Annotated in this window: 24 protein-coding genes and 3 pseudogenes; 11 read left to right on the forward strand and 16 right to left on the reverse strand. The window is 58.1% G+C overall.

Annotated features, from left to right (window positions below; all coding sequences use genetic code 11):
- Positions 1-9 precede the first annotated feature (9 nt).
- The 8 genes and pseudogenes from ACJJVH_RS19100 to ACJJVH_RS19135 all read left to right on the forward strand — a co-directional run.
- Positions 10-1116: an L-tyrosine/L-tryptophan isonitrile synthase family protein gene (locus tag ACJJVH_RS19100; RefSeq protein WP_412065764.1), complete on the forward strand. Its 1107-nt coding sequence runs from the start codon at positions 10-12 to the stop codon at positions 1114-1116.
- Positions 1116-1991 carry an ROK family protein gene (locus ACJJVH_RS19105; RefSeq protein ID WP_412065765.1) on the forward strand — a complete coding sequence of 292 codons (876 nt, stop codon included), beginning with the start codon at positions 1116-1118 and terminating at the stop codon, positions 1989-1991. The genes ACJJVH_RS19100 and ACJJVH_RS19105 overlap by 1 nt, the downstream gene beginning before the upstream one ends.
- Positions 1988-2773, forward strand: coding sequence for a FadR/GntR family transcriptional regulator (locus ACJJVH_RS19110; RefSeq protein WP_412065766.1), 786 nt, complete (start codon positions 1988-1990; stop codon positions 2771-2773). Before ACJJVH_RS19105 ends, ACJJVH_RS19110 begins: the two co-directional genes overlap by 4 nt.
- A gap of 126 nt (positions 2774-2899) precedes the next feature.
- Positions 2900-3658, forward strand: coding sequence for a 6-phosphogluconolactonase (locus ACJJVH_RS19115; protein ID WP_412065767.1), 759 nt, complete (start codon positions 2900-2902; stop codon positions 3656-3658).
- Between the two features lie 135 nt (positions 3659-3793).
- Positions 3794-4279, forward strand: a complete 486-nt coding sequence (locus tag ACJJVH_RS19120) for a hypothetical protein (protein WP_412065768.1) — start codon at positions 3794-3796, stop codon at positions 4277-4279.
- Between the two features lie 83 nt (positions 4280-4362).
- Positions 4363-4551, forward strand: a complete 189-nt coding sequence (locus tag ACJJVH_RS19125; RefSeq protein WP_412065769.1) for a hypothetical protein — start codon at positions 4363-4365, stop codon at positions 4549-4551.
- A gap of 42 nt (positions 4552-4593) precedes the next feature.
- A pseudogene (locus ACJJVH_RS19130) lies at positions 4594-5065 on the forward strand (transposase); the annotation flags it as partial.
- Positions 5066-5396: 331 nt separating this feature from the next.
- Positions 5397-5663: pseudogene (locus tag ACJJVH_RS19135) on the forward strand (transposase); the annotation flags it as partial.
- 183 nt (positions 5664-5846) lie between these two features.
- On the opposite strand, the gene ACJJVH_RS19140 reads toward ACJJVH_RS19135, so the two are convergent.
- The 5 genes from ACJJVH_RS19140 to ACJJVH_RS19160 all read right to left on the reverse strand — a co-directional run bounded on the left by ACJJVH_RS19140 (position 5847) and on the right by ACJJVH_RS19160 (position 11055).
- Positions 5847-6701, reverse strand: a complete 855-nt coding sequence (locus ACJJVH_RS19140) for a carbohydrate ABC transporter permease (RefSeq protein ID WP_412065770.1) — start codon at positions 6699-6701, stop codon at positions 5847-5849.
- A complete protein-coding gene (locus ACJJVH_RS19145; protein ID WP_412066233.1) occupies positions 6691-7596 on the reverse strand; it encodes a carbohydrate ABC transporter permease in 906 nt (301 codons plus the stop codon). Before ACJJVH_RS19145 ends, ACJJVH_RS19140 begins: the two co-directional genes overlap by 11 nt.
- Positions 7597-7689: 93 nt before the next feature.
- Positions 7690-8904 carry an ABC transporter substrate-binding protein gene (locus ACJJVH_RS19150; protein WP_412065771.1) on the reverse strand — a complete coding sequence of 405 codons (1215 nt, stop codon included), beginning with the start codon at positions 8902-8904 and terminating at the stop codon, positions 7690-7692.
- An 87-nt stretch (positions 8905-8991) separates the two neighbouring features.
- On the reverse strand, positions 8992-9777 hold the full coding sequence (locus ACJJVH_RS19155) for a DUF4037 domain-containing protein (protein ID WP_412065772.1): 786 nt from the start codon (positions 9775-9777) through the stop codon (positions 8992-8994).
- 33 nt (positions 9778-9810) lie between these two features.
- On the reverse strand, positions 9811-11055 hold the full coding sequence (locus ACJJVH_RS19160; RefSeq protein ID WP_412066234.1) for an alpha-L-fucosidase: 1245 nt from the start codon (positions 11053-11055) through the stop codon (positions 9811-9813).
- Positions 11056-11333: 278 nt separating this feature from the next.
- Between ACJJVH_RS19160 and ACJJVH_RS19165 the strand changes: the two genes are divergently transcribed.
- Positions 11334-12341 carry a LacI family DNA-binding transcriptional regulator gene (locus tag ACJJVH_RS19165; RefSeq protein WP_412065773.1) on the forward strand — a complete coding sequence of 336 codons (1008 nt, stop codon included), beginning with the start codon at positions 11334-11336 and terminating at the stop codon, positions 12339-12341.
- Positions 12342-12632: 291 nt separating this feature from the next.
- Here the strand turns inward: ACJJVH_RS19165 and ACJJVH_RS19170 are convergent.
- Positions 12633-13668, reverse strand: a pseudogene (locus ACJJVH_RS19170) (IS110 family transposase).
- A 384-nt stretch (positions 13669-14052) separates the two neighbouring features.
- On the opposite strand from ACJJVH_RS19170, the gene ACJJVH_RS19175 reads away from it, so the two are divergent.
- A complete protein-coding gene (locus ACJJVH_RS19175; RefSeq protein WP_412065774.1) occupies positions 14053-14424 on the forward strand; it encodes a hypothetical protein in 372 nt (123 codons plus the stop codon).
- Between the two features lie 170 nt (positions 14425-14594).
- Here the strand turns inward: ACJJVH_RS19175 and ACJJVH_RS19180 are convergent, their stop codons facing one another.
- The 9 genes from ACJJVH_RS19180 to ACJJVH_RS19220 are packed head-to-tail and all read right to left on the reverse strand — an operon-like array spanning position 14595 to position 23859.
- Positions 14595-15755, reverse strand: coding sequence for an iron-containing alcohol dehydrogenase (locus tag ACJJVH_RS19180; RefSeq protein ID WP_412065775.1), 1161 nt, complete (start codon positions 15753-15755; stop codon positions 14595-14597).
- Positions 15756-15760: 5 nt separating this feature from the next.
- Positions 15761-16540, reverse strand: a complete 780-nt coding sequence (locus ACJJVH_RS19185) for a 2-keto-4-pentenoate hydratase (RefSeq protein ID WP_412065776.1) — start codon at positions 16538-16540, stop codon at positions 15761-15763.
- 5 nt (positions 16541-16545) lie between these two features.
- On the reverse strand, positions 16546-17262 hold the full coding sequence (locus tag ACJJVH_RS19190) for an HpcH/HpaI aldolase family protein (protein WP_412065777.1): 717 nt from the start codon (positions 17260-17262) through the stop codon (positions 16546-16548).
- A gap of 17 nt (positions 17263-17279) precedes the next feature.
- Complete coding sequence (locus ACJJVH_RS19195; protein WP_412065778.1) at positions 17280-17909, reverse strand: DAK2 domain-containing protein; 630 nt, start codon at positions 17907-17909, stop codon at positions 17280-17282.
- The gene (locus tag ACJJVH_RS19200; protein ID WP_412065779.1) at positions 17909-18907 is read right to left on the reverse strand and encodes a dihydroxyacetone kinase subunit DhaK; all 999 of its coding nucleotides are present in this window, start codon (positions 18905-18907) and stop codon (positions 17909-17911) included. Before ACJJVH_RS19200 ends, ACJJVH_RS19195 begins: the two co-directional genes overlap by 1 nt.
- 53 nt (positions 18908-18960) lie before the next feature.
- On the reverse strand, positions 18961-19980 hold the full coding sequence (locus ACJJVH_RS19205) for a D-2-hydroxyacid dehydrogenase family protein (RefSeq protein WP_412065780.1): 1020 nt from the start codon (positions 19978-19980) through the stop codon (positions 18961-18963).
- A gap of 16 nt (positions 19981-19996) precedes the next feature.
- A complete protein-coding gene (locus ACJJVH_RS19210; RefSeq protein ID WP_412065781.1) occupies positions 19997-21880 on the reverse strand; it encodes a TRAP transporter large permease subunit in 1884 nt (627 codons plus the stop codon).
- A 15-nt stretch (positions 21881-21895) separates the two neighbouring features.
- On the reverse strand, positions 21896-22801 hold the full coding sequence (locus tag ACJJVH_RS19215) for an alpha/beta fold hydrolase (RefSeq protein WP_412065782.1): 906 nt from the start codon (positions 22799-22801) through the stop codon (positions 21896-21898).
- A 47-nt stretch (positions 22802-22848) separates the two neighbouring features.
- Entirely contained in the window at positions 22849-23859 is a 1011-nt protein-coding gene (locus tag ACJJVH_RS19220; RefSeq protein WP_412065783.1) for a TRAP transporter substrate-binding protein, read from the reverse strand.
- Positions 23860-24188: 329 nt separating this feature from the next.
- Between ACJJVH_RS19220 and ACJJVH_RS19225 the strand changes: the two genes are divergently transcribed.
- Positions 24189-25076, forward strand: a complete 888-nt coding sequence (locus ACJJVH_RS19225; protein WP_412065784.1) for a LysR family transcriptional regulator — start codon at positions 24189-24191, stop codon at positions 25074-25076.
- Positions 25077-25131: 55 nt separating this feature from the next.
- Here the strand turns inward: ACJJVH_RS19225 and ACJJVH_RS19230 are convergent, their stop codons facing one another.
- Positions 25132-26754, reverse strand: coding sequence for a carboxylesterase/lipase family protein (locus tag ACJJVH_RS19230; protein WP_412065785.1), 1623 nt, complete (start codon positions 26752-26754; stop codon positions 25132-25134).
- Between the last annotated feature and the right edge of the window lie 62 nt (positions 26755-26816).

The raw sequence follows: 26816 nt of genomic DNA on the forward strand, positions 1-26816 counted from the left end.
GGAATAAGAATGTCCAGTCCATACATCTACGTTAATGCGTCCCTGCCGCGCCATTTCAATCCTCCCCAGATCTCCGCGAATGTCGAGATCGAGCTCGGCGCATTGAGAAATTTGCTGTCGCGGAATGACGTGGCCATTACGGTCGATGACGAGGGAAAGCTCGAGCAGCGTATATTGTCGATTTTCACGCACGACGAGGTGATGTTCGGCGACCCTGGCTTCATTCCGGCCAATCGCAAAGCGTGGCTTGAAAGAATCTCGCTGTTCACCGAGCAGCGAAAGCCTATTGAATTCGTGGCGATGGCCTTCCCCTATAAGGTCCCCAATCCGCTGAAGACGGATCGTCAGGCTCCTGACGCCGGTGAAGCGTTGATGCTGCGGCGGTTTCAAGCGGTTCTGGATGCGATTGCCACTATATACGAACCCGGCGGACGGTTGACCATTCTGGAGGAAGGCATTCTCGGTCGCTGCCAAGGCGTGCCGGCATCCCGGGTGGCCGCCTATCGGGCGGGCATTGATCAGGTCGTAGCATTGGCCGGCGTCGACCGGGATAGGGTGACGTTTCACAGCCTCGATGATATGACCACGCAGATTCCAAACTTTGAGGCAAGATGGATCCACGAGCAGGAGCGGCTCCGCGAACTATGGCAGCAGAACGATCCAGTGGTTCGCGAGGCTTATGCAACCACCGTTGCGGCCCAACGAACTTCTGTGCCGACCTGGGATTATGAGCCAGCGGTTCTTGTCGAGGCTTATGATTCGGAAAAGACCGATTCGGCTCTGCGGTATCCTCGCGATTACATCGACAAGGTTGCCCACAGGCAATTCTTTGCCTACCGATCGCTGCTGGCCCTGCGGGACTCGTCCGGCTATTTGCACGCGCTTCGGCCGTTTGCGCTGAAATTGACCGTGTCGCCCAAGCCTGAGAATTTGGCGGTCGTCCCGGTCAACACATGGTCCCGAATCCTGCCGTATCATGGTGTTGCGGTCATGGATGCTGGTGGAAGGTGGACCATCCAGTATCGCGCCGCAATCGGTGCTGAATTCGGACCGGTTGAGGCGCTACATCTTGTCGGAGACGATGATCCTGCTCCCATCGCCTATAGGGTCGTCTGATGGCATGTGCATTGGGGGTCGATATCGGCGGTACCAAGATCCAGTTCTGCCGTATTGAAGAAGACTATGCCGCTACACCGATAGCGAGAATTCCAACGGCTCTGCTGCGGCGTGGAACCCGTCGTTTCGCCGATGATCTGCTAAGCCTTATACGCGCGCAAATGCCGGCTTCGGCTAATGCAGTGGCCGTCAGCCTCAACGGTGTGATCGACCGCGGTCGTGTCCCTTACAGTTCATTGATGGGAGGGAACGTGGATTTCCATCTGGAGGAATTTTTACAGAGCGGTCTGGATCAGCATGTACGGGTTGATGACGATATCCATGCGATGACAGTTGCCGAGGCCAGACTTGGCAACCATAAAAAAGGTCCGATCGCCATGCTCAACCTTGGAACGGGGATTGGGGTCGGTCTTTTCGACGGCGACAGGGTGCTTCGAGGGCGGTTTGCTGCCGGGCTTATTTCGGAACTGAAAGTCTATATCGAGGCGTTTGGGGACTATCGCTCGCTTGATCGCACTGTTTGCGGACGAGGCTTGCGGGAGATGTATTCGTCTTTCTCAGGCGGAGATGCCGAAGCCATCACTGTCTTCGAGCGGGCGCGTCTTGGTGAGCAAGCGGCAGTGCAGGCTGTCGATATATTCACCAACACTCTCGCAGGGGTATTGCAGATGATTTCCCGCTTCTACCATCCGGCGATAATTGTGATAAATGGCTCGATCAAGAAGGCTGCGGTCGACTATCTGGATCGAGCCATCCAAGTTTACGAACGGGATTTGGAAGTCTCTTTCCGGGCCGATGTCGCGGTGTCGAAGATTGAACATGCCGCTGAACTCGGCACTCTATTGGGCTCTGGGGGACCGGAGGATGTGCAATGACAAATCAGTTGCCGACACGTCGTCACGAACAGATCGGTGAGGAGGAGCAATCAATTTTGCGGATTTTTGCGCCGATCAAGGTTCATCGCACATTCGAGGCCATTATCGATCGTATCGTCGAGGCTATCGATGCACAGGGTTTGAAGCAAGGCGATCGCCTGCCGAACGAAAGCGAACTCGCCAAACTTATGGAGGTATCGCGCCCGACACTCCGTCAGGCGCTACGGATTCTGGAGACGTCGGGCGTGCTCAAGATACGGGCCGGTCAGGCAGGCGGCGTCTTTGTCGCATCGGAGATGATTCCGGTCGACGTGCTCGGCCGCAATATTGCTCATGAGGTTCACCATGCCGCTGAATTGATCGCCACGCGTCGTTTGCTCGAACCGATTGTCTATCACCTTGCGGCGGACAACGCGTCCGAAGAGGCAATCGGACGGATTGCCGATACCATCGTGCTGATGGAAAAGCACATCAACGATCCTCGCATGGTGCGACGTGCGGACGGCATGTTTCATCGGCGCGTTGCTCATGCCGCAGGAAATCAGATCCTGCTGCGGACGATGACCGGTATCTATCGCGAGCTCAATCCGCTGCGGGGAGCATTGGATAATGACGCGGTCCACGGGCGTCATATGATCGATGTTCATACCCGGCTTTTGAATGCGATGCGTGAACGCGACCACGACGCGCTCCAAGGTGTTCTGGAGGAAACCTTCATTGATCTGGAGAAAGAATTCAGCGTCCAAAGTCGTTTCAAGACGAAGATCATAGCAATTCGCTGATCTTATTCGGCGGCTTCGCCCAACGAACTGAACCCCTAGAGCTGCAAGGCCATGTCTTGCGGACGGTGTTTCTTTGCGCCTTTCATCCGCGGACGCCAGATCCGCTCTAAAAGTAAGGAGACTATCATGCGACAGAAAAAGTACGGTGAACTGGAGGTCCTGATCGCACCGAGCGATCGGGAACTCGGCGAGGCGGCGGCGGACGCCTTGGCGGCGGTCGTCAAGGCCGAGTTGGCCAAGAAAGATGAGATCGCGATTATCATGGCACTCGGTGCAGCGCAGCAGGCCTTTTATACGGCCTTAAAAGCGAGAAGCGATATTGAATGGTCGAAGATCACCGTCCTGCATGTCGACACCTATATGGGTGTCGCAGAGGAGCGTCCCGAAAGCGGTGCAAGTCGCATGCGCAAGCACCTCCTGGACCAGGTCAAGCCGAAGGCGTTCTTCCCGATGAAGGGCGATTATGAACCGGTGGAGGAGGAGCTGGCGCGCTATACCAAGCTCTACAACGATCTGCAGCCGGTACTCTGCGTCGTCGGTATCGGCAACAGTGGCCATTTGGCCTTTAATGATCCGCCGGCAGATTTCGACACGACCGATATCATCAAGGTGGTCTTCCTCGACGAAACCACACGAAATCAAGTGAAGAACAACGGGATCTTCCAGAACGTCAACGATGTGCCGCGCTATGGCCTGTCCCTGACAATGCATGCTTTGCTCAAACCAGGCCGCGTATTGGCACTGGTGCACGACGAGGACAAAGCCGAAATCATCAAGAAGGTGTTGGAGGGGCCAGTGAGTTTCATGTGCCCAGCGTCTATTCTACAGAAGGCGCCCCATGCGACGCTCTATCTCAATGAGCCAGCTGCCTCGAAGCTGTCTTAGCTATCGGGCACGGGCGTCCAGATGCGGGCGCCCGTATTCCAAATTTGCTGCTTGGGGTGTCGGGCGTTGCAGCAGGTTTCTTTCCGCATGGAGGCAAGACCTTACACAACCATCAACAGGGTGCGGACCTCCGCTATGGATGACGCTGTCGCGAACTCGTACGGGATTGTGCGCTATGAAGCCGGTGAGATCCCCGTAAACCATCGATCGCCGCATATGGCGTCGGGATGGACGATGGACCTCAAGCATAGTAGCCGTGAGGTGAATCGTTTCTTCGCCAACAGCGTTTACGGCTCGAATGAAGCGGTTCTCCATGAAGCCCTTGCATATCGCGGTGCCGCTGACCACCATGCACGAACGGATCACTACATCTGGCAGACTCAATATCAGCGGCGTGACCGGAGTAAGCTTCAAAAAGGGGCGCAACAATGGCAAGGGTGGGTACTGGATCGCCAGTATTTCTTCCTAACGGGCGACAAAAGGGCAAGGCTTTCTCCGTTGCCACACATGGCGATTCAAGAGCCAGGGAACTGGCGATCGCACAACGCCATAAAATGGGTGAGGGGAACTACCGCCGGCTTTTCGGTATGGAACCGCCGAGTCGGAAGCCACCGCCTTTGAGAATTTCGGAGATTATACGGATCGTATGGACGAACTGGTGGAGGGCAAGCCGCTTCTGAGCCGGGAGGAGATCGAGGGCCCGGATGGCCGTCATCGATGCGCGTTTCGATGCTAGGCGGCAGCGCTATGTTCATGTCAGTCTTGGCCGCATCAGGCCATGGCTGGTCTCGCTCTGCGTCTCCGATGGTGTGAAGCCCGGCCGCCGCCGAATGACGATGCTTACGGAACGGTGCTTCGTCAGATCGAAGGATCTGGACGAGGCGCGATCCTAAGTTGACGTGGTACGCGATAGCGTCATGGGGGCGACGGACGGAATGAAGCGTGCACGGTTTACGGACGAGCAAATCATCGGAATGCTGAAGGAGCAGAAGAGCGGTCAGAGGACGGCTGACGTCTGCCGCAAGCACGGAACATCCGAGGTGACCTTTTATAAATACAAGGCGAAGTATGGCGGTATGGATGTCTCTGACGCTCGGAAGCTGAAGGCCTTGGAAGATGCGAATGCCAAGCTGAAGAGGCTGCTCGCCGAGGCGATGCTGGACAACGCCATTCTGAAGGATGTCGCGTCAAAAAATGGTGACGCCCGGTGCAAAGCGGGATGCGGTGGCCCATGTCTGCAAAGAGCATGACGTGAGCCAGCGCCGGGCGTGTGCGATCCTGGTCATTGATCGGTCGAGCGTGCGATATTGCAGCCTTCGGCCGAACGATGCGTCCATTCGGGACGCCATGAGGCAGGTTGCGTCCGAGCGCCGCCGCTTCGGCTATCGCCGCATCCACGTGATGCTGGTGCTCTGATTGCTCTGAGCCGGAAAACTCCAGCATCCGGCGATCCAAGGTTTGGTCTCAGAGCATCTGAAACCAAGACTCTCCAAAATCCCGGAGGAAAATTGGGTCTCAGGTCAGTTCCCAAGCTTTTTAATTGCAACCCACCCAATCCCGGAAAAATGTGGGTACGAAAGCGGGTATTTTAGGGGAAGCAAGGATGCTGACGGACATCCAAATCAGGAAGGCTAAGGCTCAGGAGAAGGACTATAAACTCGCGGACTAAACTGCCCCCATTTCGACCGGACAGTCGGCATAAGCAGAAAGGCTCGCGCACAGGCTCGAGGACAGGCTTATGTCTAACGCGCATCGACACGTTGAATTGCTGACGGATAATGTTCGCCGCAGGCCGTGGACAACCGAGCAGAAGCTGACAATCATCGAGCAGAGTTTCGAACCAGGTGAGACGGTATCTTCCACCGCTCGCCGCCATAGCGTTGCGCCCAATCTGCTTTACCGGTGGCGCAGGCTCTTGAGCGAGGAAGGTGCTGCAGCCGTGGATTCTGACGAGCCGGTTGTCGGCATTTCGGAAGTGAAGGAGCTGGAAGATCGCGTCCGGGAGAGGAGCGGCACGTCAGCAAATGTGCGTGAGAGCCAATCTTCGACGAAGAGAGTTTTGATGGTTTGCCACATGACGATCGATAAGAATTCCTTACAATTTACTTTTTCCAGAGGTGAATTTCGAAAGGTCAATCGAAGGAAGCCCTTCCGACGCAGCCTGGAGGCACAGGTTGAGACCAAATACTTAGCGCCCGCCCATGCCCGCATTGAGAGCGATGCTGTTGTAGATGAGCTTCTGCAGGATGATGGCGAGGAAGATACCTGGAAGCATGGAGAGGGTGGCGCCCGCCATCAGGTAATTCCACTGCGTTCCCTGCTGCGTCTGGAACATGGTGAGGCCGACCGGCAGGGTGGCATTGTCGGCGCCCGTCATGACGATCAGCGGCCAGAGGAAGTTGTTCCACTGTCCCATGAAGGTGAAGAGCGACAGAAGCCCGATCGCCGGCATCGAGAGCGGCACGATGATGCTGACGAGGATGCGCAGGCGCGAGGCGCCGTCGATCCTTGCCGCTTCCTCGAGCTCCATGGGGATGGAGAGAAAGAATTGCCGCATCAGGAAGGCGCCGAAGGTGCCGAAGGAGATCGGCAGGATCACGCCGGGGAAGGTGTTGACCAGACCGAGCTTGTTGACGATCAGAAATAGCGGAATGATAAGCATCAGCGGCGGCACCATCAGCGTTCCGATATAGCCGAGCAGCAGCGTCTCCCGCCCGCGGAATTTCAGCCGCGCGAAAGCATAGCCGGACAGACAGGAAACGACGACTGTGATCGCCGTTACGCAAATGGCGATCACGGCGCTGTTGAGGAAAAAGCGGCCGAAAGGCAGCTGGGTCCAGGCGGCGGCGAAGTTGTCCCACTCGAAGACCTCCGGCAGAATGTGCACCGGTATCGCCGTTACTTCGGCATTCGAGCGCACCGCATTCGAGACCATCCAGAAGAAGGGAAAGAGGAACGCGATTGCGACGAACGCAAGGGCCGCATGATTGACGATATCGAGTATAAGCCTCCGGCGTGCCCTTGTTTCAAACTTAAGCGTCATAGTGCACCCATTTGCGCTGGAACCAGAATTGCAGAGCGGTCAGCACCATAATCAGAGCGAACATCACCCATGCTATGGCCGAGGCATAGCCCATCTGGAAGTTCTGAAAGCCGCGCTGGTAGATGGCGTAGCCGAGTGTCGCGGTCGACGATCCCGGGCCGCCCTTGGTCATGACGAAAATCTGATCGAAGACCTGCAGCGAGGTGATCGCCGTCATGACGGTGCCAAAGAACAGCGTTGGCGAGATCAGCGGCAGGCGGATTTTCCAGAAGCGGTCCCAGGCCGTCGCGCCATCGATGCGAGCGGCTTCGAGATAGGTCGTCGGCACCATGTCGAGCGCGGCGTTGAAGAGAACCGTATTATAGCCGACGCCGGCCCAGATCGATGTCAGCACAACGGCCTGCATGGCAAGTGTGCGATCGTTGAGAACGCCGCCGAAGGGCAGCGACAGCGCCGCCATCAGGCTGTCGAACAGGCCGCCGCTCGCAAAGATCAGCATCCAGACCATGGCAACGGCAATCAGCGGTGTGAAAGTCGGCAGGAAGAAGATCACCCGGAACCAGCGTTGCCCGATCTTCAGGCTCGAAATCCAGGTCGCCAGGCCGAGCGAAATCACGATGTTGAGCACCAGATATTCGGCCGTGAAGAAGATGGTGTTGCGCATGACCGTCCAGAATTGCGGGTCGGTCGTAAACAGGCGCACATAGTTGGAAATGCCGATGAAACGCGGCGTGCCGAGCAACTGCCAATTGGTGAAGCTGAGCGCGATCGACGCCAGGATCGGCAGCACGAGGAACAGCACGATGCCGATCAGGCCCGGCAGCAGGAAGAACAAGGCCGTCCATCCCTCGCCTCGGGACCATTTGCGCGAGCGTGAACTTGGTCTTGCGATCATGTCGGTGTGTTTGCCCAGCATCATGGGCCTCTCCTTTTCGACAAGGACGCTGCGGGCCGGGCGGTTGCCCCGCCTGCGGATCCAGTGCCCGGATTACGGAAGCTGGCTTTGAATGTCGCTCAATACGCCCTCGGGCTTCGAATCCCCCGTCAGCGCCAGCGGTACATATTGCATCACCAGATTCTCGAACTGGTTCCATTTCTCGTTGATGCGGAACGGTGTGGTATGGGCGAACATATATTCCAGCGTGTCGCGGGTGCCGCTGACATTCTTGGCCGCCCCGTCATACCAGGAGGTCTGCTGTGCGAGCCGGGCCGGCAATGCGCGTCCGGCTGAACCGAGAATTTCGGCAGCCTTCGGGCCGGTCAGCACCTGCAGCGCCTTGAAGGCGGCATCCTTATGCTGGCTGGCGGCGGAAATGCCCCAGCCTGAGCCTGCGGTAATGAAGCGCGACGGACCGGTGCCGCGCGGCAGCGGCGCGATGCCGATCTTGAAGCTGACATTGGCCTGCGCGGTAATCAGCGTCCACGGACCGTCGATATACATGGCGACATTGCCGGAGGCGAAGCGGCCGCTGGCCGCAGAGGCATCGGCTGCGGAAGCAAAGACCGGCGAGAGTTTATCCTTGGCGGTGAGATCGGCATATTTGCTGAAGGCATCGACGAAGCCGGCATTGGTGAGATCGAATTCATTGTCCGCATTGAAATAGTCGGCGCCGAGCGCGACGGGGCCTGCAATGAAATCGAAGGCCTGCGTGCCGTAGCCATACGTTCCGTCCCTGGTCAACGCCTTGGCGTCGGCCTTGAAGTCATCGAACGTCCAGTCCTTGGCGGGCTCCTTCAAGCCGGCGGCTGCGAATTTGTCGCGGTTATAAAAGACCATCCACGGCCCAACGTCATAGGGCAGGGCATAGAGTTTTCCATCGCGGGAAAGCCCGGACATGATGGATGTCTCGAAATCGCCAACCTTCACGTCGCTGCTCTTAACATAGTCGTCGAGCGGCGTCAGAACCGAATAGAAATCGGGTACGCGCATCGACTGTATCGACACGATGTCGGCGACCTGTCCCGATGCTGCCAGAACCGGCAGGCGCGTCCAGTAATCCGCCCAGCCGGAAAGCTGCAGCTTGACCTTGATGTCGGGATATTGCTGCGTGACGAGATCGGCCAGCTTCTGCCAGAGCTCGGCATCGTTGGGCTGACCCCACATCTGCCAGGTCAGGGTTACGGGGGCATCTTCCGCCTTGGCGCCGATGCCAAGTAGCGAACTCGCCGCAAGGGCGGCAGCAAAGATCAATGAACGTTTCATGATGGTTCCTCCTCCTGAATGACTTTCGTTGCAGTGACGCTCATCCACACTCCGGACGCTCCCCTCCGGCTTGGTCTTGCGGCCTGTTCAGGCCGCGATCATGGCTTCCAGGTCGGCGATCAGGCCGACCAGTTCCGTCCGCTGATGACGCCAGCTGTCAGGACCCTGTTCCGGCTCCAGAATGGCGGTCATTCGCTGGAGGAAGTTGGGCGGCAGCCGCTCGAGTTCGGCTGCCATGGGCAGGTTCCAGCCGTCACCCGGAAAATAGACGCGGTTGAAGGCAAAGACCGTCTGCAGGATGGCGTTAACAAGCTTGCCCGTCAGCCCGACGAGAAAGACGAGATCGCGGCGAACCACCTTGCTCTCATAATGATAATCCTTGGCCCAGTAGCGCAGGACATCCATGTATTGACGCAGAACGGATGCCCTGAGCGCTTCCGGATATTGCGCCAGTTGCTGCTTCCAGCCGGCCAGCAAGCCTCGCGGATCGGCGATGATCTGCTGGCTGGCAAGATCCGTTGGCAGGTGATAGCCCCAGATCGTCCATTCGAAGCTTTTGGGCACGACGATGCCGGCAAGCCAGGCATCCAGGTCGCGCTGCACGCCGGCATAGCGGCGCATCCAGACGCCATCCATGCGAATGCCTTCGGCCTGCCAGCCCCGCAACGCGGCATCGAAACGCCGCCAAGCTGCGGTTTGGCGGACCTCGGTTCCGCGATAGGCATCGGCATAGACCCTGAAGTCGAAATCCGATTGCGCATCCGAGCGCCCCTTGCCGCGCGAGCCGGCAAGGGCGACGGCGCCATTGCCGTCTTCGGCCAGATCGGCAATCAAGGGAGTCATCGCGGCAATAAATTCGGCTTCGCGGCTCATAAGGGCACCGGGCGGCTGGGCTTTGCGATCTCCTTAGTCCTTGAGGATCAGTTCGATGACCGGGGTTACGACATCCGGCTTCAGTACCGGCAGTTCCAGGGTCAGAATCCCTTCGCCGACCGCCACGCCGATATTGGAATCGACCTCGGCATCCGGGTCGAGCCAATGAAGCTCGCTGGCATCATGCAGGAACTGTGCATATTTCACCTTGCGGCCCAGTCCCTCGATATGGATGTGACGGAATGGCCAGGTCTGGATGTGCAGATAGAGCCGGTTGTCCTTCTGGGTGAAGCGGCACCCGCTTGGCGCCTTGTAGGTGGAGGGGCCTGCGCCATAAATCGCCCGGCCGTTCAGCCGCATCCATTCGCCATAGATGTCGAGCGCCCTGATGGCGCGGGTGTCGAACGTACCGCGGCCGGTCGGGCCGACATTCATCAGCAAATTGCCCCCAAGGGACACCGTATCGACCAGGATATTGATGAGCTGACCGGCATCCTTCCAGCTTGTTTCATCGCGATAATAACCCCAGGAACCGCTGAAGGTGTGGCAAGCCTCCCAGCGCACCGGAAGGCCGGCGACGGTCGGCGCAACACGCGGCGTATATTGTTCCGGCGTCACGAGATCAGGCATGTGGTCTGCGTCACGCGGCAGATCGAGGCGGTCGCCGACAATGATGTCGGGCTGCAACTGGCGCACCAGTTTCATCAGATCGTCGCTTTCCCAATCGGCGCGACCTTTGCCGGGCAAGCCTTTGTAGACACGGCGGGGATAGCTGAAATCAAACCAGATCACGTCGATCTTGCCGAAATTCGTAAGCAATTCCGTGACTTGGTCGCGCATGTACCTGGCATAGCGCGTGACGTCGCGGCTCTCGTTCAGCTTGGCGGCGTCGGGATGGTTGCGCTGCGGATGGTGCGCGTCGATCGGGAAATCCGGATGATGCCAGTCAAGCAGCGAATAATAGAAACCGACCTTCAATCCCGCGGCGCGAAGCGCTTCGACGTAAGGGCCTATTAGATCCTTGCCATAGGGCGTGTTGGTGACCTTGTAGTCGGTGACCTTGCTGTCCCAAAGGCAGAAGCCTTCATGATGTTTCGCGGTCAGAACGACATATTTCATGCCGGCCTCGCGAGCGCGGCATGCCCATTCGCGGGCGTCATAGAGATCGGGATCGAAGTTGTCGAAATATTTCTGATAGGCCTCGGTGGTGAATTCCTCGCGGTTTTTCAGCCATTCGTGGCGTGCACCGAGGGCGTAAAGTCCGAAGTGGATGAACATGCCGAAGCGGTCGTGTCCAAACCATGTCTTGCCATCGGCCACATTCTGGCCGCCACTGATCGCTGCGTCGCTCACACTATCCTCCCAAGCGTTACGGCTCAATCGAACCGGTTCGATTTAATCATCGATCTACTCGCCCTTTATGTCAAGCGCGCTGTTGAAATCTCTTTCCGCATATTGCTTCATGGCCCACAAATGTTAGATTTAGGACAGCAGCTCATTGAGGAAGGCATCTTCGATTGGAACGCTGAAGGCGATAGAAACGGTTCGAAAAACTCATGGCCACAATTCGCGATGTCGCCAAACTCGCCGACGTCTCCGTCTCGACGGTTTCGTTGGCTTTGAGCAATCCGGCGCGTGTCAGCCAGAAGACGCTGGAGAAGATTCGCCAGGCGATCGCGGCAGTCGGCTTCGTTGCCGATCCGCTTGCGCAAAGTCTGGCGCGCGGACGCAGCCGCATGATCGGCTTCGTCGTCGGCAATGTTGGCAATCCATTTTTCGGGGATATCCGGCGTGAGCTGGAAAACTATGCGCTCGACCACCAGCATTTCGTCGTCGTCACCGACTCCTCCGGCAAGACGGATCGCGAGAGGGCAATGGTCGAGCATTTGATTGGCCTCAAGACCGCTGGCCTGGCCCTTGCGCCGTCAGGCTACGACCAGGATTATCTCGACTTCATCGGCGGCCTCAACGTGCCGATCGTCTGTTTCGACCAGAAGGTCGCCGGCATCGAGCGCGATTTCGTCGGCTCTGACAATTATCTCGCCGGCGCGATGCTGACCGAGCATCTCCTGCAGCTCGGCCACCGGCGCATCGCCTTCATCACCGGCCCGAGCCATATGCACACGGCAACCGAGCGCTTTCGCGGCTTTGCTGAGACCATGGCCAATGCCGGCGTTGAGGTGAACCCGAACTTCATCGTCGACGGGCAGTTCACGCGCACGGCCGGCTACGAGGCGACCATGCGGTTGCTGATCCAGCCTGAGCGCCCGACGGCGATCCTCGGCGCCAACAATACCGTGGCGCTCTCGGCGCTGCAGGCTATGCAGGAGCTGGGCTTCCGCTGTCCCGAGGACATTTCGCTTGCTATGATCGACAATGTCCAATGGAGTTCGGTCATCACGCCACGCATCACCATGGTGGTTCAGGATACGCTGGCGCTCGGCGGCATCATCGCGCGCCGCCTGATGCACCGCATCACCAATCCGCAAGATGAGGTCGAGCCGCCGCAGGATTTCGTGCTGACGCCGAAATTCGTCCCGGGCAATTCATGCCGAAGGATTTAGAGCGTTTCAATTCTTATCTGAATCGAATGGATTCCCATATGTGGAACGGCTCTGCGGTCAAGGTGTTCAATCGTTGATATTCCGAGGGCTGGTGCGCCCATATGTCCGGCCTTTTAGCGCAGCATTGGGCTACTGGCCTTGATGACGTTCGCGGCTGGAGTGACCTAAACAAATCAGCGAGCTCGAAGCACGTTGGGAATCACGGTCTTGATCCAACCCGGATGTCTTTCCTCGGGGTCATCATTGATGTTGCACCTTGGGCTTCAGCTTGTCAGCGAGGACAAGCGGTCTCTAGGCTGTCATTGTTTTGCTCGCGATGTTTTGGAAATTCCCCCCTCTCACCAGGAGAGCCCAAATGATGCGCGCCATCTTTGCCGCCAATGCGACGATAACGATGTTTGGATGAGCGCGCGCGATCAGTCCTCGCAACCATGCTCCGGTTGCGGTCTGGGTTCGCGCCAAGTGCGGCATAGCGGCCCTGGCACCATGGATCAGCATGCGACGAAGGTACCCGTTCCCACGTTTGGTGATGCCCAAAAGCTTGGGTCTGCCCCCTGTCGTCATCTGCCGCGGTACCAGCCCAAGCCAGGCCGCAAGATCTCGGCCACGAGCGAAGGCTTGCGCCTGGTCGATCGCTGCCACAAAAGCGGTTGCGTTCAATGATCCTATGCCGGGGATCGATTCCAGTCTCTGACATGAGGCATCATTGTGAGAAAAGGCAGAGAACTCATCGTCAAATGATGAGATGCGCTCGGAGAAACCGCGAAGATCCCGCCACATCTCTTCGAGCAAACGGCGAATCCGATCACTCAACAGATCGCCACTGCTTTCGATCACTTGCGGCAGGATGCTCTCAAGTTTCTTGCGTCCCTGAGGAACGGTGATGCCACGCTCCAGAAGAATTGCACGCAGTTGATTGATGAGGGCGGTCCGCTCACCGACCAAACGATCTCTGGCGCGATGAAGGCTCTGCAGGTCGAGTTGCTCCTCGGTCTTGAGTTCGACGAACCGCATGGTTGGTCGGGTCGCCGCTTCAGCAATTGCCTCAGCGTCACGGTCGTCATTCTTCTGCGCCTTCACGTCAGGGGCGCACGTATTCTGGCGACATGAGACGAACGACATGCCCTTGCTTTCGCAGCACGCGGCCGAGATGATGAGCGCCACAGCACGCTTCCATAGCGACGATGCATCCAGGAAACTTCGCAGCCAGTTTCACAATGCTGTCCCGATGACGCCGCCGACGCAGAAGGACCTGACCGGCCGCATCAATCCCAGCCACGCTGCAACTATTCTTACCAAGGTCGATTCCCAATAATGCGATCTGCATGTCTCGTCCCCTTCTCGATTTATCCTGCGCCATTGTGCAGGAGGCTGAGTGGGCGAGCCATTCCATAAACGCTGTTCGCCCTTGAACAAGGCCGCGCCGACATTGCCTGGCGTAGAGCCCGCTGGAAGGTCTGGTAAGGCCGCTTCGATCCGAGGCGGCTCGTCTTCATCGATGAAAGTGTGCTGCAGAGCAGCGGAAGGAGTTCAACATGAACTAAGACCGTAGCGTAAAGCTGCGTGAATGATGGGGGACGGCCCTCCGGGATCGGTTTTCAGGAGCAGGTCTCAAACCAGTCCGAGCTGCTGCGGTAAAGAGCCGTGGTGGTGAGCGTCGGAGCTCTACCGGGGACCGGAGCGCGGCCCGGTCCAGGGCTATTTCCTGGGAATGTGGGTCCTGCCGTCACTCATCGGGCCGCCACTCGGCAGCTTGGTGACGACATCTTCTTCGTGGAAACGGTTATTCTGGCTGAACCTGCCGTTCTGCTGCGTGGCGGTCGTGCTCTTCCAGGCTTTCCTGAGAGAAGACACGCGTGAAAACAGGATCGGCCGCTTCGACTGGCTTGGCTCCGTTCTCCTGATCGTCACCACGGTTGCGTTCGTCGCCCTATTGGCCGCTTCGGGACGACCCAGCAGCCTCGCAAGTGTGGTAGCCGTGATCGTGTTTTTCGTCTCGCTGGTCGTACTACTGTGGCAGCAGAGCAGGCAGGACAGCAGCGTTCTCTCGCTTTCGCTTTGCACCCGCCGATTGCCTTGCTAACGGCGCGCCACTAAGCAGGTGATTTCATAGACGGATTTTCCAGAGACTTGATCAAGGCCGCCATTCACCCTGTGCGATGATCAGCGGGATAATAAATGGTTCGACGACAGCTCAAATCTTATAGATGTGTTGCCAGCAGACTCGCAGAGATTGTTCGCAAGATGGCTGCATTAGCCCGCTGTATGGGCCAAGATCTCGCGGACCTGCGTTGGGGTAATATCAGCCATTTCCCCGAGTTGTACGTGACCGGCGCGTTGAAGATGAGCGACTACGTCGTCGGTCGAGATTTCGATAGGGGAGATGTCGGTCATTTTGACCGGCAAGCCCATCCGGTGGAAGAAATCTTCCGTCAGATCAATAGCTTCTTCAGCCGCCGGCCTGTCGTCCGCCGCGGTGACCCCCCAAACGTTACGTCCATAGCGGGTAAGCATCATCTGCTTAGTGCTGGCCTTGAACCTCAACAGCGAAGGCATGACTAAGCTGAGCGTGCGAGCGTGATCGAGGCCGTAAAGCGCGGTGATTGCATGGCCAATCATGTGAGTGGACCAATCCTGGCGCACGCCCGCACCGATCAAGCCGTTGAGCGCCTGGTTGGCGGCCCACATGACGTTCTCTCGGGCCTCGGGAGAACTGTCGTCAAGCAGCCTCGGTCCCCATTCGATCAGCGTGCGGAGCAATACTTCGCTAAAGCCGTACTGGACGGGCGTGTTTCCGGGAACGGTGAGATATTGCTCGACCACATGCGTGAAGGCATCGACGACGCCATTGCCGAGTTGACGTTTGTCTAGGCTCGCCATCGTGGACGGATCCATGATCGCGAATGTGGGCCGCGCGGCTTCGTTGGCGAACGGTATTTTCAGATTGCGCACCGTGGACGAAACTACGGATACAATGTTACTCTCGGAGCCGGTTGCCGGCAAAGTCAGGATGCAGCCGATCGGCAGGATCTCTTGCGGATAGTTGCCAGCAGCGAAGTCGTCCCATGGATCGCGATTGGTGGCAGTGACGGCAGAGGCCAGGAATTTCGCCGCGTCGATCACCGAGCCGCCGCCAACTGCCAGAATAAGGTCTGCATCGGATGCCCGCGCTGCTTCGGCTGCTCTCAAAATCGTCTCATAATGCGGATTGACTTCAATGCCGCCGAATTCCGTTAGTGCATAACCGGCAAGAGCGTGTACCACCTGATCATAGACGCCGTTGCGTTTGATCGAGCCGCCGCCGTAGAGGATGAACACGCGTCTTCCCGGGAGGATCAGGCTCCGCAAAGCGGCAATTTGTCCTTCACCGAAGACGATGCGCGTCGGGTTCTTGAATTCAAATTTGAGCATCATATCCCCTATTTCTGACTGCGGTCCGCGTCGTTGTTGAAGGTCAGTTCGACGTGTCCGAAATCATGGAATTCGACTGCAAAATGCTGCCCCGGCTTTCCGAAGACCAAATCCGTGAAAGTACCGGTGGTGATGACCTCTCCGGCCTTGAAGCTTTTTTCCACCTGTACCGTCCGAATGAAATCCAAGGCCGGTAGCAAGGGATCAACGCGAGCATGGCCACCAATCCGGTCGAGAATTGTCCCGCCGTCGCAAGTCAGCGTCACCCGCAATTTGGAAAGATCTATGCTGCGCCAGTCGGGACGGTCTTTTCCGATCACTAAGCCACCGTTCGACATGCGGTCCATAAGCCGATCGAGGATTGGTGTATCTTTATAGCTGACAAACCGGCTTGAGACGATTTCGATGACCGGGAAGGCCGTCAGGATCGCCTCGATTTCCGAGCGGGAATAGGGCTCGCACCGGCTTGGCAGATCACGGTCGAAACGAAAGGCAATCTCGCCTTCGACACCTAGCGGTGCATACATTTTGCTGGCAACTTTTGCCGGAGAAGCAAAGCAATCCGCTTTAAAAATGACGCCCCACATGGACGCACCGGTGGATGGATCGGTGGTCACTTTCCAGCCGCCGGGGTTCCCGTCAAGTTGTGCGACAAGCGCGTGCTGCATCGCAAGCGCCTCGGAGATTGACGAAGGCTTGCTGGCGACGGGCAATGCCGGAAGCCAATTGCCGCTTTTCGCCACATCGCTGAGCAGCTTGATCGCCGCCTCCAGATCAGCCGATTTCATCGGCATTACTCCCCACTCTCGAAAAATTGCTTGGCGCCGCGCGCAATCAGGTCGTTAATCCAGCCGACCCGGATGAAATCTTCGCGAACAGGTTTACCGGCGGCACGAATGCGGCGCGAAGCGCTTTCGACGGCGGCAAGTACATCTGGATGTTTCGGATTGCCGGGATGTCCCAGTGATTGCGCCAGATCCATCATGCCGAAGCTCATATAGTCGATGCCCGGCAATGCGGCGATATCGCCGGCTGCATCGAGCGCGCCCATGGTCTCGATCATGATCGAAACGCACATATCTTCATTCGATTGCGCCATATGGGCCGGCATATCCGCGATGCCCGCCATGAATTTCGGCCGATTGCCGCCGAAGGAGCGGTTGCCGACCGGTCCGAAATAAGCGGCATCGACAACGGCTTTCGCATCCGCCAGCGAGTTTACATGCGGCACGACAATGCCTTTTACGCCGCGATCCATGAACCTGCAGATGGTCGCGGCGGACGGGTCCGGAACCCTGGCGATGGCGGTGATGCCATGACGCTCAGCGGTCACGCAGGCATATTCCAGATCGCGGTTGTCGAAGGCACCATGCTCGCCGTCGAGGTAGAGATAATCGATACCGACGATCGCTAGAAGCTCAATGACGCCGGTATGAGGAAAGGTGAGGTGTAGCCCGCGGATCCCGCGTTGTTCGGCAATGGCGAGCTTGATGCTGTTGGTCGTGGTCAAGACGATTGTCCTTCCTGTTAAGTGGCGGGCCTTCCTGCGGGATCATCGGCTGCAAGCGCTGAACAAAATTTGCTGAGGGCAAGCATGCCTGGATCATCCAGACCCCTACTCTTATCGCCATAGAGGCGGGCGCGGCCTATCCGATTGGGCTGGTCGCGAAATGTCTCCAAGGCTTTATTGGCGGACTGAGCTGCCGCGGCAAGGTAGGTGGAAGGTTCGGCATCGCCAAGCGCTTTGGCAATGGCCTGCAGGCCATCGATCACGGTCTTATCGCCAATGGTTGCACCACCACGCGCCAGCATCGCGGCGCATATGTCGCTGATGAGTTCGGGAATGCGTTCGGCGGCGAGGGTGGTTTGCGCACGGGTCGCTTTGGAAAGCGTCATCAACGCCGTCATCACCAGTGTGCCGAGGCTGGACCCTGTCGAAGTCGACGCCGCCATGGCAAGGTTCATGAAGGCGATGCCCAGATCATCGGTGGAGCTGAGATCGACCCTGGCCACCCCGTCGGCGAGTCGTTTCAGCATGCCGCCGGTATCGCCGTCGCCAAGTTTTGCATCGGCGGCGTTCAATTCGTTTTCAGCGCCGGTAAAACAATCCTGTGCCTGCCGGACGGCTTGCGAGATATCGGAAACGGCAATCACCATCAGCCGGCCCTCCAGAATGGGCAGGAGGAGGGGGCCTGCAGGAGGTTTTCGATTTCGTCATCAAGAAAACACAGGCTAAGCGATGCCCCGGCCATTTCCATCGACGTCGTATAGCGGCCGACCAATGGTGCCACGATCTCCCAGCCAGCAGCGCCAAGCTGTGCGGCCACACGCCGATAGAGAATATAAAGTTCCTCTAGCGGGGTGGCACCAAGGCTGTTGACCAGTAGGGATACGCGTGTTCCGGTGCTTGCAGGCGCGCTGGCTAGCAAGCGTTCGACCATTTCATCCGCGAGCGCATCGGCAGGCTTGATACGATCTCGCCAGATTCCAGGTTCGCCGTGAATACCCATGCCCATTTCGATCTCGCCATCCGGTAATTTGAAGGTCGGTCCGGCCGCGCCCGGCACGGTGCAAGGCGCCAAGGCAAAGCCCAGGGTCCGGGTCCGCTCAACCGTTCGGCAGGCGATCTCGGTGACGTCGGCGAGTGTGCCACCTGCCTCGGCAGCCGCGCCTGCCGCCTTGTAGGCATAGATGATACCTGCAACGCCGCGTCTCTTTCCGATCTGATCCGCGTCGGCGCTGGCGATATCGTCCGTGCCTAGCACGGTGGTGGTCTCTATGCCTTCCATCTCAGCCATCTCACAGGCCATATTGAAGTTCATCCGGTCGCCGCCGTAATTGCCATAGAGGCAAAGAACGCCCTTGCCGGTATCGGCTGCGGCAATGGCTTCGCTGCAGGAGGCAACATTCGGGCCTTCGAAGACATTGCCGACTGAGCAGGCGTCCAGTAGCCCAGGACCGACATAGCCGGTGAAGAGCGGCAGATGCCCGGAGCCACCTCCGGAAACGACACCGACCTTTCCTGCGACAGGGCCATCGACGCGTCGGATCACTCTCCCGCCCGTACCATGACGAATAAGAGACGGGTGGGCGAGAACCAGCCCGTTCAACATCTCGTCGACATAGTCGCGTGGGCTATTCATCAGTTTACTCAAATCGGATCCTCATATGCTCATTGATCTGCGGGCCAGAATGAACGCCGCAATGGCTACGTCAGATGGTTTGCGGATGAGTATTGGCGGATGGGTGCGCCATCCAGGAATGCCAGAATGTTTTCGACGCTGTTGCGGTAAAATATCTGGTACATTTCGCGCGTGCCGTAGCCGACATGCGGCGTCAAAACGACATTTGGAGCGGTGCGCAATGGGTGTTCGGCAGGCAGGGGCTCTTCGTTGAAGACATCGATCGCCGCCTGAATACGCCGGTTGCGCAGGGCTTCCAGCAACGGCTGCTCGTCGATAAGCGGCGCGCGGGAGGTATTGACCAGAACGGCACCGTCACGCATCCGCGACAGTTGCGCGCGACCAACGATCTTTTCCGTCTCGGGCGAAAGAACCAGATGAAGCGAGACGATGTCGGCGCGGGCAAAGAGATCGTCGATGGAAACGGCTTCCACGCCGGCAGCCGCGGCTTTGTCAGCGGTCATGCTGCGGCTCCAGGCAATCACATTCATGCCAAGCGCGCGGCAATAGTTTGCAATATGGCCACCGATCAGCCCCAGGCCGAGGATGCCGAGCGTCTTGCCGGCCAGGCGAAATCCCGGTGGGACATTTTCCAGGAACGAGCCCCCCTTGATGGATGCATCGCCTTCCGGAATGCGACGGGCGGCGGAAAGCATCAATGCGAGCGCGTGTTCGGCTGTATCCTGGCCATCCTCGCCGCCGCCGGTAATCGAGACGGTGATACCACGACGCAGCATCTCGTCGAGCCCCCGGGCGCGCCTGCCGGTCATGTTGAAGAATTTGAGGCGCGGCAGGCGAGAGATGACGTCGTTGGAAAAGGCCGTGCGTTCGCGCATCGCCAGGATAATGTCGAAATCGGCAAGTGTATTGACGACATCGTTGGAGCTGCCAAGCGGCTGATGGAAGAATACCACCTCCGCGCGAGCCGTCAGCGCTGACCAGTCGGTGCTGTGCTCGGCGATGCGTTGCCAGTCGTCCAGCACTGCCACACGTGTTTCCGGACGAGCCTGTGGCTCCCCGCTATAATCGACATTGTGCGAAGGCATTGATTATCCTCGATTATTATATCAAGCCGATCGATAGCCAGGGCACTAGCGCGATGATCACCACTCCGATGGTGAGGATTGCGAGATAGGGCCAGAGATGGCGCATCGCATGATTGGGATCTGCGCCGCCGATGGCGCAGGTGATGTAGAAGCCAACGCCGAACGGCGGCGTGAAGAGACCGAGGCTCATCGCCAGGATGGCCACGATGGCATAGTAGATGTCGTTGATCCCCAAACCTTGGGCGATTGGGAACATTAGCGGTCCGAAGAGAACGATGGCCGGCAGGCCCTCCAGGACACTGCCGAGAATGGCGAACAGTAGGATTGATAGCGCCATAAAGGTCGGCATGCCGCCGGGCACTTCGGCAATGGCGTCGGCGAGTGTCTGCGAGAAGCCGGATTGGGTGATCGCCCATGCCATCCCCGTTGCGGCGCCCGTCACGAAAAGAATGGCGCCGGAGAGCGATGCGGTCGCCGCCAGCATCGGAAACAGCCGCTTCCATTTGAATTGGCGGTAAAGCACAAGGCCCACGAGCAGCGTATAGACGACGCCGACCGTCGAGACCTCGGTGGCGGTCGCCACACCTTCAACGACGGCACTTCTAATGACAAAGGGCAACAGCAAGGCCGGCAATGCGACGAAGAAACTCTTCCACAAAACGCTTCGCTTCACGGAGGGCGTATCATTTTTGGGTGCTTTTCGCGTCCGATACCAGACGAAGGCGCAAAGCATGACGCCGAGCAGGACAGAGGGCAGCAAGCCGGCGGTGAACAATCCGGCGATCGATAGTCCGGTCACAGAACCGACCGCAATTAAGATCAGGCTCGGGGGCACTGTCTCGGTTTGAGCACCGGTGGCCGCCAGCAAAGCAGTCATGGCGGCACGGTCGTTGCCGAGCTTTTCCATCTCAGGAAACAGCGCCGGTGCGATCGCTGCCATGTCGGCAGCTTTGGATCCGGATATGCCGGAGACCAGGTACATCGCCGCTATAAGCACATATTGAAGGCCGCCGCGAACATGGCCGAGCAGGTTCGACAGAAAGGCGATCATGCGCTGCGCCATGCCGGTCATTTCGATCAGCAGGCCGAGGAAGACGAATGTCGGAATGGCGAGCAGAAGAAGCTGAGACATGCCGGCATCGAGCCGCGCCACCAGAATTGATGGAGGCACATAGGTGCCCAATGTCAAATAGGCAAAGGTGGCTGCGCCGAAAGCGAAGGCTATCGGGATACCAACAAAAACCATGAGCGGCACGCCGATAAGGAAGAAGATCGCCAGATTGGCCTGATCGAGATCGAGAAAAGTAGATTGCAGCAAAGCCAGCGCACCGGTCGCGACAATCGCCACAGCGAACGAAATTATTGAGATCTTCAAAGGCATGTTACGCAGGCGAAATAAAGCGGCGATGATCATCAAGCCGATGCCGACTGGCATCGCGGCAGCGCGCCAGAACATCGATATTTCCAGGCTGGGGCTAATGACGCCAGCTTCAGTTTGCACATGCTCGAACGAGGGCGGCAGCAATAGCACCAGGAAAACCAACACGACGACAACTGCGAGCCCTGACAGATAATCCTGCCAGGCCGCGGGAAGCATCGAGACGAAGGTCGTCATGCGCATGTGTTGCCAGCGCCGAAGCGCTAGCGCAGAGCCGAGCGTTCCCAGCCACAAGAACAGGATGGAATTGAACTCGTCCGTCCAGATGAGCGGATGATGGAATGCATAGCGCGCGACGATGCCGACAAAGAGCACGACGATCTCTATGGCCAGCAAAATGGCGGCGATGGCGGAAATTGTCCCGAGAAAAAGCTCATCGAGCGTCGTGACCCAGCCCGTCTTCCGATCGAAATCCGCTGGCTTTCCAACGGTCTCGCTGGTCAAGATGTTCGTTCCAGCCATGACTTCCCTCCCTGATCAGCTTGCCGCCGCCATCGTCCGTCGCTTCGCGGTGGCGAGGGCGGCTGCGGGATCGGAACAGGCTTTGACGAAATCCCTGAGTTCGGCATTGAACCGCTCGGCTGCTTCGAAGAAGACTGAATGTCCGCATCCGTCATAGAGGCTCAGCGTCGCATGCGGGATAAGTCTGGCGGTGATGTCTGCAGCATCCGGGAGGACCAGAATATCGTCACGGCCATGGACGATGAGGGTGGGAACAGTGACGCGCCGCAGGGCGGCCTCGGAAATCGCCGGCTCGGTCCACCATTTTCCGATCTGCTGACGGATCTCGAACGGGCAAACCATGTTGTAGCCGAGGGCGAAGGCGAATTCGTCAGCATCCGGTTGAAGGCCGAAGCAGTTACGCAAGAAAGCCGAGGTAATATCGATCCGGCTGCCGAGATCGTCGATATCGAGTTTCTGGACGACATCATTGCCGGGGCCGATGACCTCGGGCACCTCCACCGGGCGGCAGGACAGGAAGCCGACACCACTCAATTGAGTATCACCATAGTCAACGAGATATTGCCGAACGATGCGGCCACCGAGCGACCAGCCGACGAGGATGGGCTTGTGCAGCTCCATCACATCGATGATTGATTGTACCTCGCCGGACCAGCGCTTTCCATCCTGGTACCATTCGTCGCCGAAAGGCTTATCTGAGAGGCCATGACCGCGCGGATCGAAGGAGATGATACGGAAATTCCACATCTCCGGCGCCGAATATTGCTTGACGAAGGACAGGTAGCTCTGGGCAACGCCGGTGACCAGCAGCAGTTCGGGGCCGTTCGGATCGCCCCATTCCCTGACTTCGAGTTCGATGCCGTCAGCGGTCTTGACGCGACGACGGTGGCCGGCCGGCCGACTTTCCAAAACACTCGTCATTTCGATCTCCAAATCAGCGTCGGCCTCGAGGCTGCGTCACATTATGGTCAGCCGAGCGGACCGGTATAGTGTTCGAGGCGGGTCCACGCCTCGTCTCCGATCTGCTTGCGCCAATTGGCATAGAAGCCGGCCTGTTTCAGCTTGGCGCGGAAAGAGTCCGTTTCCGTCGTGTTGATCGCCAGTCCCTTGCCCTTCAACTGGTCGATGAGTGACTGGTTGAGCGTAACGAGATCGGCTCGCTGCAAGACGGCTTTTTCACTGAAGACCGTGTTGGCAATGTTCTGAATATCTTCCGGCAGGCGCTTCCAGGCTGCGCCATTGGCGATGATCCAGAAGCCGTCCCAGACGTGATTGGTTAAAGACATATATTTCTGTACTTCGTAGAACTTGCCAGTATCGATCTGGGACAGCGGATTCTCCTGACCGTCGACGACCTTAGTCTGGAGCGCGGTGTAAATTTCACCGAACTGCATGCTGACGGGCGCAACACCAAGCCCCTGGAACAACGAGACGAGCGGCGGAGCGCCCGGCACCCTGAGTTTCAGACCGGTAAGATCGTCGGCCGTGTTGATCGCGCGTGCGCTGTTGGTGATTTGCCGGTAGCCAAGATCCCACATCTTGTTCATCGGTACGAGATTGGTATTGACAGTGATCTGATCGCGGACATAGGAACCGAGATCGCCGTCCATCGCTTCCCAGACCTTATCGTAGTTCGGGAAGGCGAAGCCCATCCCGTCGATTGCGGTCACTGGCAGAACGGATGCAAGGATCAGGCCGGCAGCGGGAAAGAACTCGACCGCGCCGCTGCGGACCTGCGACAACAAATCGTTGTCGCCGCCGAGCTGGCTGTTCGGGAAAACCTGAATGTTCAGGCGTCCGCTGGTCTTTTCGAGAATCTCGGCTGACGCCTCGACCAGGCGCTTGCTGAAAGGATGGTCGGCCGGCGTGCTGTGGCCAAGTTTATAGCGAAATTGTGCTCCCAGAGCGCTGGACGATATGGTTGCGGCGGCAACGGCCGCAGCCGCTCCGCCCATGAAATGACGGCGATTGATATGCATCTGAATTCCTCCCAATCCTATGTCTTTCCAAGCGGCCGTTCCTCTGGTGCCGATCTCAGCCTTTTCTTCAGTCAGTTTGTATGATGGCGTGACAGCGATGCGGACGCCATTGCCAATTCGTGAACCTGCGTGCGCGGTTGGCGAAGGTCTCGCGATAAGACTATCGTTCGAACGTAAGGTCTTGTATTGACTATAGTTCACACAAAAGCGCAGCGAACAGCGCTTGAACATCCTTGATTGCCGATAGCATCGTCTGAAATCGGGATGCTTCAGTTTCAAAGAGAATCGAGCGATCGCTAAGCATTCGGAGGCGCTCTGGGGAGGACCATTTGACGCGTGTCGACTTGATTACACTCAGTCTTTTTATTGCCGTGGCGGAGGAGACGAGTCTCGCCAAGGCTGCCGAACGGGAGCATCTCGCGGCTTCGGCCATCAGCAAGCGTTTGGCCGATCTTGAGCTGAATTTCGACATTAAGCTGTTCGAGCGCAAGCCGAACGGCATGTTTCTGACAGCCGCCGGTTCGGCGCTTCTGCATCATGCGCGGCTCGTCATGCGCAATGTTGCCGATCTCGAAGCCGAACTGCATGATTTTTCCGCCGGCGTGCGGGGTACCATTCGCGTTCAGGCCAATGCCACCGCCATGGCTCGCTATCTGCCGGAGGATCTCAAAAGCTTTCTTGTTCTTTATCCGGAGGTTCGTGTTGAGCTTGATGAGAGCACAACGCCGGATACATTGCGCGCTATTGCCGATAATGCCGCCGATATCGGAATTTATGGCGACGTCATCGTTCCCGCCGACCTGACGTCGCTTATCTATCGCGCAGACCGGCTCGCGCTGCTCGTACCCCTCGATCATCCTCTTGCGGCAAAGGAGTGTATTACCTTCGCCGATACCGTGGAGTATGACTATATCGGAGCGCCGAAGGGCAGCTCTATCGACACCGCGCTGACGCGAGCGTCGACCGATCTCGGCGTGTCCCTGCGGATGAGCACCAGAACCTCCGGTTTCGACGCGATCAGTCGCATGGTTGCCGCGGGGCTCGGGATCGCGGTCGTGCCAGACAGCGTTGCAACGAGCTATGCTGAATCGTTGAATGTAAAGGTTCTGAAACTGAATGAACGTTGGGCCGAGCGGAGGCTCATGATCTGCGTTCGCAGCATCGATGCGCTGACCCCCGCGGCTGCCGCGTTTCTCGCCCATTTGAACTGCACTTGATCTAAATCCGCTGGCTGCGGCGGCGACCAAGAACAGTCGCCGCCGCTCATTGATCTTATTTCCGCTCGACGGACTCCCAGAAGTCGCATTGATGCTGTGTGGCAAAGTTGGTCACGCTGCGGGACTGAGGCTTATTGAGCGATTGCACAGGACCGGCCTTGACCTCTTCGAATCGTGGCCAGGCGGGGACATCTTTGCCGCTTGGATTGCCGGTGCGGGCAAAATTTGCCCAATAGGCACGCATCTGTTTGCCGAGCGCCTTCTGGGCATCGGTCATGTCAGGCGTGCCTTTGAGCGTAATGCTGCTGAGATCAAAGAGATATTGCAGCTCGCTGAAATGGCCGGCGCGGTAGGGGAAGCTGATCGGCGGGGCAACGATCGAACGCGCATCCGTATCTGCCATTTCATATTCGAAGGTAGGCGAATATTTCGCCATGATCCTGTTGGTCTCATACGCTGGGCAGGCGATGACGCCATCGGTGATGACCTGGGCTGCGGCAAGACCGGGAACCTTGTATTTCGCCGGGTCGTAGGTTTTTGCGATCGCTGGAATAGCCGCGTCGGTGAAGCCGACGCGGGGGATGAACGATCCGATGCTTTGGAGCGCCTTGTTATACTCCTTAGCGGCCAAGGGAGCCCCGGAAAGATCGAACATGAAGCCGGCGATCAGGTTGCCCTCGTCATGATTGGTGCCGTTGATGACAGGCACGCGATTGTATTCGCCCGCCTTCAGCGCGTCTTTGATTGGTCCCGTCAGCAACTTTCCATCTATGATCGTGGCGATCGGCGTTGCCTCCGCCGAAACAAGAGCATCGACATGGGCTTTTCGCAGGCAAGCGGCGGCTGCCGGGCTGGCATCTGCCGGGCAACCCACTTTTTGCGCCAAAGTCTTGCCCTGATCTTCCGCGGTCTGCAATGCCTCGTCGGCCGGTGCACCGCTTTCGATGATAGCCTTTTGGAACAGACCAGCCGCCATCGGCGATACGATATGCGTATAGATACCGATCGCGCCGGCCGATTCCCCGAAGATCGTCACGTTGTTCGGATTGCCACCGAAGGCAGCGATGTTGTCGCGAACCCAGCGCAACGATTGCTGCTGATCGAGCAGTCCGTAGTTTGCAACGACGTGATCTTCCGCATCGAGGGCGGGATGGGCAAAAAAGCCGAGGGCACCCAGGCGATAGTTGACGGTAACGACGATGACATCGTTTTCCTTTGCCAGGGCATCGGCGTCATAGGCATCGCCGGAGCCACCGGTGAAGCCACCGCCATGAAAGAACACCATGACCGGCTTCCGCTGCCAGAACTTCATGCCCGTTCCGTCCGTGGGGACTGTAACATTGAGGAAAAGGCAATCTTCATTCGAGGAGTGTGTACCCCAAGGACTCTTGCCTTGAGGGCATCCGGCGCCGGGCTTGGTTGCGTCAGTCGTACCGCTCGCCACTATGGCCGGCACAGGCGGCTTCCATCTCAGATCGCCGGTCGGCGCTTGTGCGTAGCGGATCCCCATGAATTTCGCGAGGCCCGGCGCCGAGGTGCCAACGATTATCTCCTGACCGCTGTCGACCTTAGGGGCAGCGGCGGAATAAGCCGATGGTGCGGAGAAAAGTGCAGTAGCAACTGCCGCGGACAGCAAAAAATGTTTGCCGCCGCGGAGCGGCGCCATCAAAATATACATTCGTTCCTCCCAACCACAGATGCCCGAAGGCGTCCGTTACGACCGTTTTGGTCTCCAAGCCG

The organism is Rhizobium sp. SYY.PMSO (assembly GCF_046840415.1).
Classification (GTDB): domain Bacteria; phylum Pseudomonadota; class Alphaproteobacteria; order Rhizobiales; family Rhizobiaceae; genus Rhizobium.